This is a genomic window from Pseudomonas sp. HP_08 (genome assembly GCF_055284095.1).
Window position 1 is genome coordinate 125113 of sequence record NZ_JBTOQC010000007.1, and the last position, 16096, is coordinate 141208.

Sequence of the window (16096 nt, forward strand, 5' to 3'; positions counted from 1 at the left end):
ATGCACTATAGTGCAGATAGGCCCGGCTCAGCCCTTTGCCGAGTGCATTAAAATGCAGGTCAGGCATGTACAACCTTACGCTTCAACTCTTCACTGACGGCACTTGGCAGGACGCTATGAGCCTGTCCTTCAGCGATCCTGCCAAGGGATTCGGCAGCCCGTGCCGTATCGCCTACAAATCCAGCTATGTGCATGCTCATCCGCAGGCATTCGAAAGCCCGTTCGTCAACGCGGTCAGCGCGTGCCTGCCAGTGGATTTCGAGCCTGTTTCGTTAAGGCAGGCGCCGGCTTTCTTGTATGACATTGCACCGGCCGGTGCCGCAAAGCGCTTTCTGCTGAAGTTTTTTGCCGCCGATAAACCCGAAGGCATGAGTGACGATCTGTATCTGCTGGGCCGCAGCACGCCGGCGCCGATCGGTCACTTGCGCATCAAGGAATCGTTCGCGGCGCTGCAAGAGGACCGGCCGCTGGGGTTTACGCGGCAGGATGTGGTCAGCCGTGACCAGCGTTTCCTGGAGTACGCCTATGAGCAGGGCGCGGCGATTGGCGGGGCGACCGGGGCGGGCGGCGAGGCGCCGAAGCTGTTGATGACCCAAGGCCCCGACGGTCTGTTGTACCCCGATGCGGTGCTGGCCGATGAGCAGGCGCGGGCGCATTGGTTCATCAAGTTCGCGCGTCATCAGGCGTTGAACAATGACCAGGACATTTTGCGCTGCGAATTTCTCTACTACCGCGCGTTGCAGGCGTTGGGCATCGAAACGGTGGCCACTGCCGACATGGCGCTGGAGCAGGCCAATAAGCCGAGCCTGTGGCTGAAGCGCTTCGACCGCCGGGTGACGGCGCAGGGTGTCGAGCGGCTGGCGGTCGAGTCGGTGTATTCACTGGCAGGCGTCACGGTGCCGGGCAGCCCGATGGACCATGTGCAGGTGATCGAACGCCTGGCCAGGCTGTGGACGCAGGCCGGCCAGCAGGCCGAGGTGCCGGAACTGGTGGCCGATTATCTGCGCCGTGACCTGATCAACAAAATCCTCGGCAACTCGGACAACCATGGCCGCAACACCGCGATCATTCGTGAAGACAGCCGTTACAGGCTGGCGCCGATCTATGACCTTGCGCCCATGGTCATGGATGCCGAAGGCGTGACCCGCAGCAGCAAATGGCCCAGGCCCATCGAGCGTGCCGGTGAAGTCGACTGGCGTGGCGCGTGTGCGGCACTGGCGAACAGTGTCGATCCGCAACAGGCCTTCGAGCGGTTGCGTCAGGACGCCGGGGTATTGCGCGCGTTGCCGGACCTGCTGCACGACAGCGGTTTGCCGGCGGCGGCCTTCAATCACCCGGCGATTGCCTTGAGTCATCTCGACCAACGTTTACGTGACTGGAACCTGCTATGACGCTGTCCATCGATGCCCGCATTCTGCTGATCGAAAGCATCCAGCAAGACATTGCCGACGGCAGCCTGCAACTGGGCGAGGCGGTTAAGCGCCTGCGCGTGGAGGGCGCGAAGATGCACCAGAGCGACTATGCGCGGCTGTGCAAGATTTCGGTCCGCACGCTGATCCAGATCGAGCAGGGCGAAGGCAATCCGACACTCAAATCGCTGAATGCGCTGTTTCGCCCCTTTGGTTTGCAGATGGGTGTGGTCAGGCGGCAGCGGCAAATCAGCTGACGCCCGACGCAGGTTTCAAGCCTCGCTGCGCAGGGCTTCGAGGGTCTTGAGTTGCTGGCCATCGGCAAAGTTATCCACCGACAGCCAGTGCTCGAAGGCCTGTTGCAGGGCCGGCCATTCGCTGTCGAGGATCGAGAACCAGGCGGTGTCGCGGTTGGCGCCCTTGATCACCATGTGCTGGCGGAAGGTGCCCTCGAAGCTGAAGCCGAAGCGCTCGGCGGCGCGCACCGAGCGGGCGTTGTTGGCGTTGCACTTCCATTCCAGGCGGCGGTTGCCCAGGGCAAAGGACTCGCGGGCCAGCAGGTAAATGGCCTCGGTGCTCTTGGGCGTGCGCTGCATGGCGGCGCCAAAGGTGACGTGGCCGATTTCGATGCGGCCTTGTGCGGCGACGATGGACATCAGGCTGAGGATGCCTTCGACCTTGCCGCTGGCCCGATCGATCACGCTGTAGAACCATGGATCGCTGCTGGCGGCGTGGCCTTGTAGCCAGGTATCAAAGTCGCCGCGTGCCTGAAAAGGCCCATACGGCAGATAGTCCCAGAGCTTGCGGTCCGAGGCCGGGCCTTCGAGCGCCGCCCACAGGTCATCGCCATGGCGCGCCGGGTCGAGTTTTTCCAGACGAATGAAGCGGCCTTCCAGCGGCTGGACGGTCGGCAGGCTTGCGGGTTGCCAGTTCAACAGGGCATCAGACATGAGCGGCGTTCCTGAGTGGGTGGGCTGGCGTAGGAACGCGCTTGCCCGCGATTGAGTGCGCAGCGCTCACAGAAATCGGTGAAACGCTGAAAGTTTACGACTGCTAACGCAGCCGGTCGCCGGCAAGCGGGCTCCTACGGGTATCGGGTCAAAGCACTTTGCGAAACGTCCCAGAGTAGGCTTGCGTAGGAGCGCGCTTGCCCGCGATTGAGTGCGAAGCGCTCACAGAAATCCATGAAACGCTGAAAGTTTACGACTGCTAACGCAGCCGGTCGTCCGGGTGCGGCCCACGTCAAGCGGGCTCCTACAGGTATCGTGTCAGAGAGCTTTGCGAAACGTTCCTGAGTGGGTGGGCTGGCGTAGGAGCGCGCTTGCCCGCGATTGAGTGCGAAGCGCTCACAGAAATCCATGAAACGCTGAAAGTTTACGACTGCTAACGCAGCCGGTCGTCCGGGTGCGGCCCACGGCAAGCGGGCTCCTAAAGGTATCGGGTCAAAGCACTTTGCGAAATTGAATGAAACCGCCGCGCTCGGCAAGGCGCTCGTACAGCTTGATGGCTGTGGCGTTGGTTTCGTGGGTCAGCCAGTGGACCTTGTGGCTGCCTTGTTCCTGGGCGCGGGCGTAGACGTATTCGATCAACTGCCGGCCAACGCCGCCGCCGCGTTGCTGCGGGTCGACGAACAGGTCCTGCAAATAGCAGGCGTCGCCGATGCTCCAGTTGGAGCGGTGAAAGATGAAGTTGACCATGCCGACGGCCGTGTCGCCTTGCCAGGCCAGCGCCGAATGGGTCGGTTCCTGATTATCGAGCAGGCGCTGCCAGGTCGAGGCCGTGACGTCGTCGGCCAGTTCGGTCTGGTAAAAGTGCAGGTATGCCTGCCACAGCTTCAGCCAGGCGGCATGGTCGTTGGCGCTGACGGGACGAATCTGGATGTCGGTCATGCAAGCTCCTTTAGCTCATTAACTGAGCAATGCGTTGATTGTGTGGGTCGGTACTGGCCGCCAGGCCCTCGCGCACACCGTCGATGTCGGCGGCGCTGCGGTTCTGGCTGAGCTTGCGCTTGCCTTGCAGGCGCTCGATGGGCAGAGAAAAGCCGACGATGGCGCCGAGCATCTTGTCGATGTAGTCGGCCGGTGCATCGTCGATGGACCAGGGCTGGTCGCGGCCGGCCTCATGGCGTTCGCTCAGGGCACCAAGCAGTTCGCGCAGGGGCGCCGCCTCAGTGATCAGTTGCGGGCGGCCCCAGGCGTGCACCGACAGGTAGTTCCAGGTCGGCACGGCTTTGCCGTGCTCGGCCTTGCTGGGATAGAACGACGGGCTGACATAGGCATCTTCGCCTGCAAACACCAGCAGCACTTCAGTGTCGCCTGCCAGTTCGCGCCACTGCGGGTTGGCCCTGGCCAGGTGGCCGTACAGTGTGCCGTGCGGTCCCTGGTCGCGGCGTAACAGCAGCGGCAGGTGCGTGGCGATCAGGCCCGACTCGCCGTGGGTCACCAGCAGCGCCAGGCGGCAGTGTTCGATCTGCTGCCATTGGCTGTGCAGGTCTTCGTCTTTGAAGGCGGCGGGTACGTACATGCGAATTCTCTCCTTGGCGGATGAGCGAATCCTAGGCAGGCTATTGGTTCTTGGTAAGAGCCAATAATCAGTCATTTGATAAGGCCAATTCAGGTGACTCTTGATCCTTCGGTATTTCCTTTCGACCCGGCCGGCATTCAGCTTGACCGCAATCAGGGCCTGAGCCGCCAGCTGTATCAGTGGCTGCGCCAGCGCATTCTCGACGGGCAGCTGGCCAGCGGCACGCGCTTGCCTGCCAGTCGTGAACTGGCCGCCGCGCTGGGCATCTCGCGCAACAGCGTGATGCGTGCCTTCGATCAGTTGTATGCCGAGGGTTTTACTGAAGGACGGGTGGGCGATGGCACCTATGTGGCGCGTTTGCCCAGCCAGACCAAACAGTTATCCACTCAGTTGTCCACAGGGTTATCAACAAGGTTAACCACAGGTTTATCCACAAAACTCTCTAAAAAACCGGCGCCATCACCTGAAAAAGTTATCCACAGCACGGCGCTGGATCGTCTGCAAAAGCATCGTTTGCCAACGCCCAGAAGCGGCGAGCCTCGCGCGTTTCGTGTCGGTGTGCCGGCGTTCGATCTGTTTCCCTTTGCGACATGGGGCAAGTTGTACGGGGCCTTCTGGCGAAAACCGGATCTGCAGCAGCTTGGTTACGGGGAGCCTGCCGGTGACCGGCGCCTGCGCGAGCTGATTGCGCTGTACCTGCGTTCTTCACGCGACCTGGCGTGTACCGCTGAGCAAATTGTGATCACCAGTGGCGCACAGCAAGCCATAAGCCTTTGTGCACAATTGCTGCTCGACGTCGGCGATGCGGTGGCGGTGGAAAACCCGGGCTATCGCGCCGCCGCCAATGCCTTCGCCATCGCCGGGGCGCAATTGCAGGGCATGCCGGTGGACAGCGAAGGCATGTGCTGCACCGACCTTGAGGCCACTGGCTGCACGCTGGCGTATGTCACGCCCTCGCATCAATACCCCACCGGGGTGGTGATGAGCCTGGCGCGGCGCCTGGAATTACTGGCCTGGGCGCACCGGTGCAATGGCTGGATCGTCGAGGACGATTATGACGGCGAGTACCGTTACAGCGGCGCGCCGCTGGCACCGTTGGCGGCTCTGGATGGTCAGGGTCGGGTGCTGTATGTCGGCACGTTCGGCAAGATCGTCTTTCCGGCACTGCGCCTGGGTTATCTGGTGTTGCCGCAGGCGTTGGTCGAAGCCTTCGGGCAACGGCGGGCGCTGGACATGCGCCATTCCGAGGGCGTGACGCAGACGGTCATGGCGCAATTTATCGCCCAGGGGCATTTTCAGCGGCACATCCGCCGCATGCGCCGCGCGGCCCTGAGCCGCCGCGACGCCTTGCTGGCCGGCTGGCCGCAGTCATTGCCAGGTTGTGCGCCGATGCCGCGTGCGGTGGCGGGCCTGCATGTGGCGGTCAAGGTCGACAGCCTGGCCCGCGAGCAACAACTGGTTGCCCAGGCGGCCGCGGTGGGGGTCGAGATCAATCCGCTGAGCGACTACTGGTTGCCGGAATCGACCACGCCTGCGGATGACCGCGCAGGACTGGTGCTGGGCTTTGCCGCCGTGCCGGAAGCGGCGATCAGCGAGGCGCTGGTGCGGCTGCGCAAAGCGTGGGCGTAATTGTCGGAAAAACGTTAATTTCGCGCCGCAGAGCGGCAGCGTATTTATACTGCGCGACCTTTCTTTGCAGGCTTGGAAAAATCCATGAGTAATTCGCTTTCGGCCACGCCGGGCCGCCGGCTGGGTGCGCCCCTGGCCGCGCTGTTCCTGCTGCTGATGGGCACGCAGTTTCTGCTGCTCAGCGTCGGCATGCGCCAGGTGCTGTTGTTGCTGCTCGGCGCCGCGCTCGGGGTGACGCTGTATCACGCCGCCTTCGGTTTCACCTCGGCCTGGCGGGTGTTCATCCTGGAGCGTCGTGGCGCCGGGTTGCGGGCGCAGATGGTCATGCTGGCGGTGGCCGTGGTGCTGTTTTTCCCGACCCTGGCGGCCGGCACGCTGTTCGGCCAGCCGGTCAATGGCCTGGTGGCGCCGGCCGGGGTTTCGGTGATTGTCGGGGCGTTCATCTTCGGCATCGGCATGCAACTGGGCGGTGGTTGTGCGTCCGGCACGCTGTTCACCGCCGGCGGCGGCAATGCGCGGATGCTGGTGACCCTGGCGTTCTTCATTCTCGGCTCGCTGATCGCCACCCATCACGTGCACTGGTGGTTCTCGCTGCCGTCCATGCCGGCCATCTCCATGGTCAAGAGCCTGGGCTGGGTGCCGGCGCTGCTGCTTAACCTGACGATTTTTGCCCTGATTGCCTGGGTGTCGGTGCGCCTGGAAAAGCGCCGTCATGGCCAGCTTGAAGGCCCGGTCACCAGTGAACATCGCGGCTGGCAACGGCTGGTGCGCGGTCCCTGGCTGCTGGTCTGGGGCGCAGTGGCTCTGGCGTTGCTGAACTATGCGACCCTGGCACTGGCTGGCCGGCCATGGGGCATCACTTCGGCGTTCGCCTTGTGGGGCGCAAAGATCGCCACCTCGGCAGGGCTGGATGTCGCCAGCTGGCCGTTCTGGCAAAGCGCCGGTAATGCCAAGGCGCTGGCTGCGCCGGTGTGGCAGGACATCACCAGCGTGATGGACATCGGCATCATGATTGGTGCGTTACTGGCGGCAGGGCTTGCCGGTCGCTTTGCGCCGAACCTGGACATTCCCCGGCGCTCGCTGATCGCGGCGGTAATCGGCGGCCTGCTGCTGGGCTATGGCTCGCGCCTGGCGTATGGCTGCAACATCGGCGCCTATTTCAGCGGCATTGCTTCGGGCAGCCTGCATGGCTGGCTGTGGCTGATCGCGGCCTACATGGGCAATTGCATCGGCGTCGCGCTGCGGCCGTTTTTCTTCCCCGGCGAACGTCCACAGTCGACACTCAGCGGCTGCTGAAACGAACCAACTGATCATTTTGTATTCAAAGTCTCTTGCAATCGCGAGGGGCTTTGACTGACGCCCCGCGCACTTATCGATAAGCGGGGTGGCCTTTGCAAAAGATGATCATGGGAAAGCTCAGGTTTATCGGCCAGACCTTTGGCTATGTCGGCTGGTCGCTGTTCTGGTTATTGATCTGGGACGTGATCGTTACTGTCGATTTCATGTTGTTCCTCGATTACAAATACTCGTTCCCGGCCATGCCGCTGACCCTGCTGGGTTCGGCGCTGGTGGTGCTGACCAGCTTTCGCAACTCCAGCGCCTATAACCGCTGGTGGGAGGCGCGGACCTTGTGGGGCGCGCTGGTCAACAGTTCGCGCAGCTTCGCCCGTCAGGTACTGACCCTGATCGAAGACGACGATGGGCCCAACCCGGTCAAGGCGGTGTTGTTGCACCGGCATGTGGCATATGTGAAGTGCCTGTCGGCGCACCTCAAGGGCGACATGTGCGGCGAAGACGTACAAAAGCTGATCTCGCCGGAAGAGTTCGAACGCCGGCATGCGACCAATAACTTTCCCAATGACCTGCTCAGCGTCTCGGCGATGCTGATCGCCCGCGAATACCAGGCCGGGCGCCTGGACAGCATCCGCCTGGCGCGCATCGAGTCGACGCTGGTGGACATCTCCAACTGTCAGGGCGGCATGGAGCGGATCGCCAACACGCCGTTGCCGTATCCCTACGTGGTTTTTCCACGGCTGTTCATCACCCTGTTCTGCCTGATCGTACCGATTGGCCTGGTCGAGACCCTGGAATGGTTCACGCCGCTGGCCTCCACCGTGGTGGGCTTCATGTTGCTGGCCATCGAAAAGATCGGTACCGATCTGCAGAGTCCGTTCCGCGCCAGCGAGCATGAAATCCAGATGAAGGCGCTGTGCGAGAACATCGAGCGCAACCTGGACTCCATGCGGCACGGTGTCGAGATCGAAAGCCGGGTCAACTGAGGACACGGTTGAGACGCAGGTCACAAACCTGCGGCGCAGAGCCCTGAGCGCTGAACCAAGCCGGCGTTCGGGGCTCATAAAGGCCTTCAGACAGTCTTACAGGGAAGCAAAATCACCATGCAATCGTCCTCTTCTGCGTTGGCTCCGGGTCAATTGATCGCCACTTACAGGCACGGCAAGGGGTTTCTGGTTTTTACCCTGGGCTTCGGCATTTTCATGCTGGGCCTGGCCGCCTTTGTCCTGTACCTGCAAACCATCCTGCCGGTGGCCGATACGGGCCCGGTGGTCATCGAGTCGTCCGGCCGACGCAGCATGACCCTGCATTTCTCCAGCCACAGCATGATGATCTACTGCACCAGCGCCTTTCTGGCGTTTGTGGCGGTGTGCCTGTTTGCGATCTATGTCTCGCAGCGCAAGCTTCGCACGCCGGTGTACGAGGTCTATGAGCACGGCATCGCGCAGATCACCGGCTCGCAGAAGGACTATGTGCCGTATGTCGAGATCGAAGACCTGTACCTGTTCGGTTCGGGACAGACCGCCACCAGCGGCCTGGTGACCAACGTCGCTTACCGTCGCAACGCCAGTGAAGCGTTCCGCCGGGTGACGGCATCGCTCAAGGGCTTCGAAGACTTCCAGCAACAGGTGCGCGAGCTGTACCTGAACGCACGCTTGCCGGTGGTGATCAATGCGCTGCAAGCCGGCCAGAAGGTGACGTTCAACGCCATCGGCACCGGCCAGTTGTGGATGAAGCGCATCACCGGCAACTTCCTCAAGGTCACCACCCAGCCGATCCACCTGAGCCGCGATGGCCTGGAAGTCCAGGGCCGCCAGGTGCCGGTGTCGGTACTGCGCAGCGTCGACCTGAACCGCTGGACCGAGAAGGTCGTGATCAAGGATGAGGCCGGCAAGCCGCTGTTCTCGGCGGTGGCTACCGCGATCATGAGCCATGACCTGTTCCTCAATAGCCTGGATGTGCTGCTGCATAACGAGCATCCGCAACCTGCACCTGCCGAACCGGTACTGGCCTGATGACTGAGCAACTCATCTACACACAAGACGCCAGCGAGGATTTTTCTGCCGCCGTGGCCAGCGCCCAGGCGACCTTCAAGTTTCTCTGGCGCGAGATTTCCTGGGAGCGGCGGCGGATTGTGCCGGGTCTCGACCTGGCGGCGGTCAAGGTGTCGTTTGCAGTCGATGTAAACGATCCGTCGACGCCGTCGGTGGAGAACATGTGGGTGACCGACATCGATTTCGATGGCCAGAACCTGCACGGCGTATTGATGAACGAGCCGCAGTGGGTCGGTTCGCTGCGCGCCGGCGACCCGGTCACGGTGCCGGTGGCGGACTTGAACGACTGGATCTACGTGACCTGCGGCCGGGTTTACGGCGGCTTCACCGTCGATGCCTTGCGCAGCGGCATGGGACCTGCCGAGCGTGATGAGCATGACCAGGCCTGGGGGCTGGATTTCGGCGAGGTCGGGCGTATCGCGCTGGTGGCGCAAGACCCGCCGGTGTTTTTCAGCCGTAACCTCGACAGCCCGGCCGATCAGGCAGCGCTGGCGACGCTGGAACGCAGCGAGCACCCGATGAGCGTCAACACGCTGGACAAGGTCAAGGAAGGCCTGCGCCAGGACCCGACGCTGGTCAAGGATTTCGACGATGAGGGCTGGACGCTGCTGCACCGCGAGGTGCTGGCCGGCAACTTCGAGTTCGTGCGCGCGCTGGCTAAACAGGGGGCCGATACCAAGGCGCCGAACCGCAACGGTCATACGCCGCTGATGCTGGCGAAGATGGCCGGCTGGCCACGGTTGATCGATGCGCTGCAAGAAGGTTTTCCGCTGTGGCCGATTGGCCTGGCGCTGGTATTGGCGGCGTTGGGCTGGCTGTACTTTCTGGTGTGGCAGCCGTTGCAGAGCTTCTGGGGCGGCCAGCGAGGCGTCAGCATCGACGGCCCGATGCCGTTTGTGGGGGCGGTGCTGTTGTTAGGAATGGGCCTGGTGTCGTGTACCGGGCCCTGGTATTTCCATTTGCGCGAGCGTACCCCGATGTTGGGTAAATCGCGTGCGCTGGATCTGGGGGCGATGCTGCTGGGGTTGCTGCTGGCGTTTGTGCTGCATGACCAGTTGCAGGCCTACGTCCGCGGATTCTGAGCGCTTAACGCGAACCTTGTAGGAGTGAGCGTTAGCTCGCGAATGCGGCCGACCAGACGATAAAAACAGGTCGGTCATACTGGACTCTTCGCGAGCTGGCGCTCACTCCTACGGGGCCGGGTTCAGGCAAAAAAACAGTGTTAACGCAGTTCGCCGCACAGGTCGAGTTCGACCAGGCGGCGGACGTCGTCCACCGGCAAGCCGCTGCCCAGCAGGGCCTGCAACTTGCCCACTACCGCTTCGCGGGTCATGCCGCCGCCGGACACCACGCCCACACCGCGCAGGCGGCTGCCGGCTTCGTACACATCCAGCTCGACACCGCCTTCATGGCATTGGGTGATGGCGACCACGACAATCCCCTGGTCCTGCGCCCGCGCAAGGCTGGCGAGGAAGGCCGGGTCGTCGCTGGGACCGGTGCCGCTGCCGAAGCATTCCAGCACCAGGCCCTGCACGCCGCTGTCGATCACGCCATCCAGTTGGGCGATGCCCAGCCCCGGAAACAGCGGCACGATGGCAATCGACGCTTCGGTTTTCGCCTGACGGTAGTGCAGCGCCTCAGGCAAATCCGTCACCGGCGCGCCGCCACGCGAACGTTGCAGCGCGGCGAACGGGTGACGGCCGAAACTGCGGACCTTGGCGCAACGGGTCGGCTGCAGCTGTTCACCATGAAAGTACAGGTGCACACCGGCTGGCAGACCGCCGCCCAGAGCCTGCAAGGCGCCGTTGACGTTTTCCCAGGCATCGCTGTCGGCAACGCCTGCCGGCAGCATGGAGCCGGTGAACACCACCGGTGCGTTCAGGCCCAGCAACTGGAAGCTTAACGCTGCCGCGCTGTAGGCCAGGGTGTCGGTGCCATGCAGCACCAGCACCGCGTCGCAGCCTTCGTCCACCGCGTCGATCACCGCTGCACGCAGGCGCAGCCAGTAGGCGGGGGTCATGTTGGCGCTGTCGATCAGTGGCGCCATCTCGCGAAAGCGCCATTGCGGCACGACCAGCTCAGGCAGTTCAGCCAGTTGGGCGGCCATGCGCGCCTCGAAACCGGAGGCCGGTGCCAGGCCGTTGGCACTGGCCTGCATGCCGATGGTGCCGCCGGTGTAAAGAACCATCACGCGCAGAGCGGGTTGATGAGTGTCAGGCGTCATGGTTCTTTTCCTTGTCGATTAACGGGCGCTTGGGACCGGGTCAGCTGTTTCGCCGGTCTTGACCTGCGGTGTCTGGTTCGGGTTGGCCGGCCAGGCATTGCGGTCCAGGTCCAGGTCCGGGAACTTGCTGGAGTCGAACACCGGGGTCTTGATGCCGGCCTTACGCTGGTCATCGTAATCGCGCAGGATGCGCATGGCGACCTTGAACAGCAGGGCCAGGGCGATCAGGTTGACGAACGCCAGCAGGGTCATGGTGATGTCGGCGAAGGCAAACACGGTGTTGAGGTTGACCATCGAACCCCACAGGATCAGCACCAGCACGAACACGCGGTAAGCGACGATGGCCTTGACCTTCTCACCGACCAGGAAGCGCAGGCTGTTTTCACCCAGGTAGTAGTTGTAGAGGATCGAGGTGAACACGAACAACGCCAGCGCGACGCTGATGAAGATCCGGCCCCAGTCACCCACGACAGCCGCCAGCGAGTTTTGCGCCAGCACGATACCGTTGCCGCTGTAGCCGACGTCATAGATGCCCGACAGCAGGATCAGCAAGGCGGTGCAGGTGCAGATCACGAAGGTGTCGAGGAAGACGCTGAAGGCCTGGACCACACCCTGGGAAACCGGGTGCTCGACCTGAGCCACGGCGGCCACGTTCGGCGCACTGCCCAGACCTGCTTCGTTGGCGAACACGCCACGTTTCACGCCCATGACGATGGCGCTGCCGATCAGGCCGCCGAACACCGGGTCGAGGCCGAAGGCGCTCTTGACGATGGTCATCAGCATGCCGGGCACGTGTTCGATCTGGATGGCAATGACGTAGAGGGTCACGGCGATGTAGATCAGGGTCTTGACCGGCACCAGCAGGTCAGAGATGGCGGCGATGCGCTTGATGCCACCGATGAAGCCCAGGCCCAGCAGCACGGCCAGGCAGATGCCGGTGACTTTGTGGTCGATGCCGAAGGCGCTGTTCAGCGAGTCGGTGACCGCGTGCGATTGCAGGCCGTTGAAAGCGAAGCCGAAGGTCACCAGCAGTAGAACCGCCATGACCTTGCCCAGCCAGCGCTTGCCCAGACCATGCTGGATGTAATACGACGGGCCGCCACGGTACTGGCCTTCAGAGTCCTTGCGCTTGTACAGCTGGGCAAGGGAACACTCGATGAAGCTGCTGGACATGCCCACCAGCGCGGTGACCCACATCCAGAAAACGGCGCCCGGACCACCCAGGGTCACGGCCAGGCCGACACCGGCGATGTTGCCCGCACCGACACGGCCGGCGAGGCTGAGCATCAGTGCCTGAAACGAACTCAGTTGACCGGAGCTGCTGCGCAGGCTGTCGCGGAACACCGCGAACATGTGGAGGAAGTGACGGAACTGCACGAAGCGCGAGCGGACAGTGAAGTAACCACCAAGGCCAACGATCAGTACGATCAGTACTTTTCCGGAGAGGAAGTCGTTGGTGACTTCCAGCACGTGGTTCATGAATTCCAGCATCTTATTATTTCCTCGCTACTTTTTGAGGGGGCGCACTATACCGGTGCAAATAGTCAACGTCTGTAGCCGCTTTCTTGTGTATCTAAAAATTCATCTGCGGCCCTGGGACGAATGCTTTCGTAAGGGGTGTACGAAAGCGGCTTGCCGAAATTTGGTTTTCCTCCTTGAAAGTCGGTATTCGGCGTTTAAAAAAAGGGTCTGAAGCAACAGCTCCAGACCCTCAAAAGGAAGAGGGGTGTCTAGACCCTCAGCCTGGTGATCGATGTACGTTCAGCAGTGATTTCAAGCTTTGAGCGGCGCCAGGCGCGGGGCAATCATGTTTTCCGGGCGAAGGATGTCGGCCAGGACTTCGTCGTCCAGCAGGCCTTCTTCTCGCACCAGCTCCAGGACGCCGCGACCTGTTTCCAGGGCAATACGGGCGATGCGCGTGGAGTTCTCGTAGCCGATGTAAGGGTTCAGTGCGGTGACCAGGCCGATCGAGTGCTCGACCAGCTCGCGGCAGCGTTGTTCGTTGGCGGTGATGCCGACGATGCAGTGCTCGCGCAGCATGTCCATGGCGCGTTGCAGCAGGCGGATCGAGTCGAAGATCTTGTAGGCGATCAGCGGCTCCATCACGTTCAGTTGCAGCTGGCCGCCTTCGGCCGCGATGGTCAGGGCCAGGTCGTTGCCGATGATGGCGAATGCCACCTGGTTGACCGCTTCCGGGATCACCGGGTTGACCTTGCCTGGCATGATCGAGCTGCCCGGCTGACGCGGCGGCAGGTTGATCTCGTTGATGCCGGTGCGCGGGCCGCTGGACAGCAGGCGCAGGTCGTTACAGATTTTCGACAGCTTGACCGCGGTACGCTTGAGCATGCCGGAGAACAGCACGAAGGCGCCCATGTCGGAGGTGGCTTCGATCAGGTCGGCGGCCGGCACCAGCGGCTGGCCGCTGATGGTCGCCAGGCGCTGCACGGCCAGGTTCTGGTAACGCGGGTCGGCGTTGATGCCGGTGCCGATCGCGGTGCCGCCCAGGTTGACTTCGGTCAACAGCTCCGGCGCCAGGCTGCGCAGGCGATTGAGGTCTTCGGTCAGGGTGGTGGCGAAGGCGTGGAATTCCTGGCCCAGGGTCATCGGCACCGCGTCTTGCAACTGGGTGCGGCCCATTTTCAGGACATGGCTGAATTCTTCGCTCTTGGCGCTGAAGGCGTTGATCAGGCTGTCGAGGCTGGCCAGCAGGGCGTCGTGACCGAGCAGCAGACCCAGGCGGATGGCCGTCGGGTAGGCGTCGTTGGTCGACTGCGCCATGTTCACGTCGTTGTTGGGGTGCAGGTACTTGTACTCGCCTTTTTCATGGCCCATCGCTTCCAGAGCGATGTTGGCGATGACCTCGTTGGCGTTCATGTTGGTCGAGGTGCCGGCGCCGCCCTGGATCATGTCGACCACGAACTGGTCGTGGAAGTCGCCACGCACCAGGCGGGCACAGGCTTCGCTGATGGCCGCGTGCTTGGTCTGGTTGAGGTGACCCAGCTCGTGGTTGGCGTCGGCTGCCGCCTGCTTGACCATGGCCAGGGCCACGACCAGTTTCGGATAGTGCGAAAGAGGAACGCCGGAGAGGTGAAAGTTGTTCACCGCTCGCAGGGTCTGAATACCGTAGTAGGCATTGGACGGTACTTCGAGAACACCCAGCAGGTCTTTTTCGATACGCGATGATGCAGGCGAGGACATGATAGAACTCATCTCAGGAAAGGCATGAATGATGCCGGAACAGCGCGATAGTGGGCCTCTGCGCGATTCTTGACTAATGCTGTTACACACTGCCCCATGCAACAACGGCATAATGTCATGTGACTTGACCTTGTATGCGTCTCCAACGATGTCCGGAGGACTCGATGAACCTGGAAAGCAAATGGCTGGAGGATTTCAGCGCACTGGCCGCGACCCGCAGTTTTTCCCAGGCGGCCGAACGTCGTTTTGTGACCCAGCCAGCCTTCAGCCGGCGCATTCGCAGCCTTGAAGCGGCCTTGGGGCTGGTGTTGGTCAACCGCTCGCGAACCCCGATTGAGCTGACTGCCGCCGGGCAGCTGTTTCTGGTCACGGCGCGCACGGTGGTCGAGCAATTGGGTGAAGTGGTGCGCCATCTGCACCATCTGGAAGGCGGGCAGGGCGAGGTGATTCAGGTGGCGGCGGCGCATTCGCTGGCACTGGGTTTCTTTCCGCGCTGGATCGCGCAGCTGCGCAACGACGGGCTGAATATCGCCACCCGCCTGGTTGCCACCAACGTCGGTGAGGCAGTGCATGCCCTGCGTGAGGGCGGTTGCGACCTGATGCTGGCCTTCTACGACCCCGATGCCGCCTTGCAGATGGATGCCGAGATCTTCCCGTCGCTGCACCTGGCGCACAGCGAAATGCTGCCGGTGTGCGCCGCCGACGAGCAGGGCCAGCCCCTTTATGACCTGGACACCGGCGCCAGCCTGCCGTTGCTGGCCTACAGTGCCGGCGCCTTTCTGGGCCGTTCGGTGAACCTGTTGCTGCGCCAGAGCAACCTGCGCTTTACCACGGTGTACGAGACCGCCATGGCCGAAAGCCTGAAATGCATGGCCATGGAAGGCCTGGGCGTCGCCTGGGTGCCGCGCCTGAGCATGCGCGCCGAGCTTGAGCGCGGCGAGCTGGTGGTGTGTGGCGGACCGCAGTGGCATGTGCCGCTGGAGATCCGCCTGTACCGCTGCGCGCTGGTGCGCAAGGCCAATGTGCGACTGCTATGGCGCAAGCTTGAGGGCGGCATGGTTCAGCCTGAAGCGCAGGCCTAGGGCTGGTTTGTGTCGTTCATGTAGTCAACGATGGCCTGGCGGTTCTTGTCGCTGAACACGTAGCAGTTGGCAATCAGAGCGGTGTGCTCCGGGTACATCAGGGTCCGGCACGGCAGGCCGTGGGCAAAGCTGGTCTCGGCATTCTCGTGGGTCGCACCCAGCAGGTGGCCGACTTCATGGCCGATGGTGTTGTAGGCCTTGAGTGAGGCGATGGCGACGCCTCGGCTGCCGAAGGACATGCCCAGGACATCCTTGGCCAGATTGTGGCGGGTGACCAGGATGTATTTGTGGCGTTTGGTCGACAGGGGCAGGTTGTGGGTCTCGATGTAATCGAGCACACGTTTGTGCCATTCGCTCATGGCGTGCATGCCATCTTCCTGCCGATAGCCGAGGTCGGTCATGCCCGGCATACGGGTGATGCGAATCACGCTGACCCGACGACCGGTAATGTGCGTCACCTCCTTGATGAACCATTCCATATAGTCCGGCCCCATGCCCGCGACTTCCCTGGGGTCGAGCTGGTCGTGAATGAACAGAGTCAGGACAATGGGCGGCAGTGAGCCGGCATCGACGCTGTCGGTGCCGGGTTCTTCAGGCGCTGCCCGGATGCCGCTGCACACCAGCAATGTCAGGCACAGCAACAGGCTCAATCCTTTGATTTTCATGCTTCATGATTCCATTCGT

General features: G+C 62.4%; 15 protein-coding genes. 8 read left to right on the forward strand and 7 right to left on the reverse strand.

What is annotated here, in order from left to right:
- The first annotated feature begins 65 nt into the window (after positions 1-65).
- Complete coding sequence (locus ACYAS9_RS08500; protein ID WP_463567864.1) at positions 66-1391, forward strand: type II toxin-antitoxin system HipA family toxin; 1326 nt, start codon at positions 66-68, stop codon at positions 1389-1391.
- Complete coding sequence (locus ACYAS9_RS08505; RefSeq protein WP_463567865.1) at positions 1388-1666, forward strand: helix-turn-helix transcriptional regulator; 279 nt, start codon at positions 1388-1390, stop codon at positions 1664-1666. The genes ACYAS9_RS08500 and ACYAS9_RS08505 overlap by 4 nt, the downstream gene beginning before the upstream one ends.
- Positions 1667-1681: 15 nt before the next feature.
- On the opposite strand, the gene ACYAS9_RS08510 is transcribed toward ACYAS9_RS08505, so the two are convergent.
- From ACYAS9_RS08510 to ACYAS9_RS08520, 3 genes are all read right to left on the reverse strand, one after another.
- Positions 1682-2359: a GNAT family N-acetyltransferase gene (locus tag ACYAS9_RS08510; protein WP_463567866.1), complete on the reverse strand. Its 678-nt coding sequence runs from the start codon at positions 2357-2359 to the stop codon at positions 1682-1684.
- A 492-nt stretch (positions 2360-2851) separates the two neighbouring features.
- The gene (locus ACYAS9_RS08515; RefSeq protein WP_463567867.1) at positions 2852-3298 is read right to left on the reverse strand and encodes a GNAT family N-acetyltransferase; all 447 of its coding nucleotides are present in this window, start codon (positions 3296-3298) and stop codon (positions 2852-2854) included.
- A gap of 10 nt (positions 3299-3308) precedes the next feature.
- Entirely contained in the window at positions 3309-3932 is a 624-nt protein-coding gene (locus tag ACYAS9_RS08520) for an FMN-binding negative transcriptional regulator (RefSeq protein WP_463567868.1), read from the reverse strand.
- Between the two features lie 93 nt (positions 3933-4025).
- Between ACYAS9_RS08520 and pdxR the strand changes: the two genes are divergently transcribed.
- From pdxR to ACYAS9_RS08545, 5 genes are all read left to right on the forward strand, one after another.
- Positions 4026-5561, forward strand: coding sequence for a MocR-like pyridoxine biosynthesis transcription factor PdxR (gene pdxR, locus ACYAS9_RS08525; RefSeq protein ID WP_463567869.1), 1536 nt, complete (start codon positions 4026-4028; stop codon positions 5559-5561).
- 84 nt (positions 5562-5645) lie between these two features.
- Positions 5646-6857: a YeeE/YedE family protein gene (locus ACYAS9_RS08530; RefSeq protein WP_463567870.1), complete on the forward strand. Its 1212-nt coding sequence runs from the start codon at positions 5646-5648 to the stop codon at positions 6855-6857.
- Between the two features lie 110 nt (positions 6858-6967).
- The gene (locus tag ACYAS9_RS08535) at positions 6968-7840 is read left to right on the forward strand and encodes a bestrophin family protein (protein WP_463567871.1); all 873 of its coding nucleotides are present in this window, start codon (positions 6968-6970) and stop codon (positions 7838-7840) included.
- Between the two features lie 117 nt (positions 7841-7957).
- Entirely contained in the window at positions 7958-8869 is a 912-nt protein-coding gene (locus ACYAS9_RS08540) for a hypothetical protein (protein ID WP_463567872.1), read from the forward strand.
- Positions 8869-9990: a DUF2314 domain-containing protein gene (locus tag ACYAS9_RS08545; protein WP_463567873.1), complete on the forward strand. Its 1122-nt coding sequence runs from the start codon at positions 8869-8871 to the stop codon at positions 9988-9990. The genes ACYAS9_RS08540 and ACYAS9_RS08545 overlap by 1 nt, the downstream gene beginning before the upstream one ends.
- Before the next feature lie 140 nt (positions 9991-10130).
- On the opposite strand, the gene ACYAS9_RS08550 is transcribed toward ACYAS9_RS08545, so the two are convergent.
- The 3 genes from ACYAS9_RS08550 to aspA form a co-directional block, all read right to left on the reverse strand.
- The gene (locus ACYAS9_RS08550; RefSeq protein WP_463567874.1) at positions 10131-11132 is read right to left on the reverse strand and encodes an asparaginase; all 1002 of its coding nucleotides are present in this window, start codon (positions 11130-11132) and stop codon (positions 10131-10133) included.
- Between the two features lie 18 nt (positions 11133-11150).
- Positions 11151-12602 (reverse strand): alanine/glycine:cation symporter family protein, encoded by a 1452-nt coding sequence (locus tag ACYAS9_RS08555; protein ID WP_463567907.1) that lies wholly within the window; start codon positions 12600-12602, stop codon positions 11151-11153.
- 303 nt (positions 12603-12905) lie between these two features.
- Complete coding sequence (aspA, locus tag ACYAS9_RS08560; RefSeq protein WP_463567875.1) at positions 12906-14330, reverse strand: aspartate ammonia-lyase; 1425 nt, start codon at positions 14328-14330, stop codon at positions 12906-12908.
- Positions 14331-14494: 164 nt separating this feature from the next.
- On the opposite strand from aspA, the gene ACYAS9_RS08565 reads away from it, so the two are divergent.
- Positions 14495-15412: a LysR substrate-binding domain-containing protein gene (locus ACYAS9_RS08565; RefSeq protein ID WP_463567876.1), complete on the forward strand. Its 918-nt coding sequence runs from the start codon at positions 14495-14497 to the stop codon at positions 15410-15412.
- Here the strand turns inward: ACYAS9_RS08565 and ACYAS9_RS08570 are convergent.
- Entirely contained in the window at positions 15409-16077 is a 669-nt protein-coding gene (locus ACYAS9_RS08570; RefSeq protein WP_463567877.1) for a zinc metalloprotease, read from the reverse strand. The genes ACYAS9_RS08565 and ACYAS9_RS08570 overlap by 4 nt on opposite strands.
- Positions 16078-16096 lie beyond the last annotated feature (19 nt).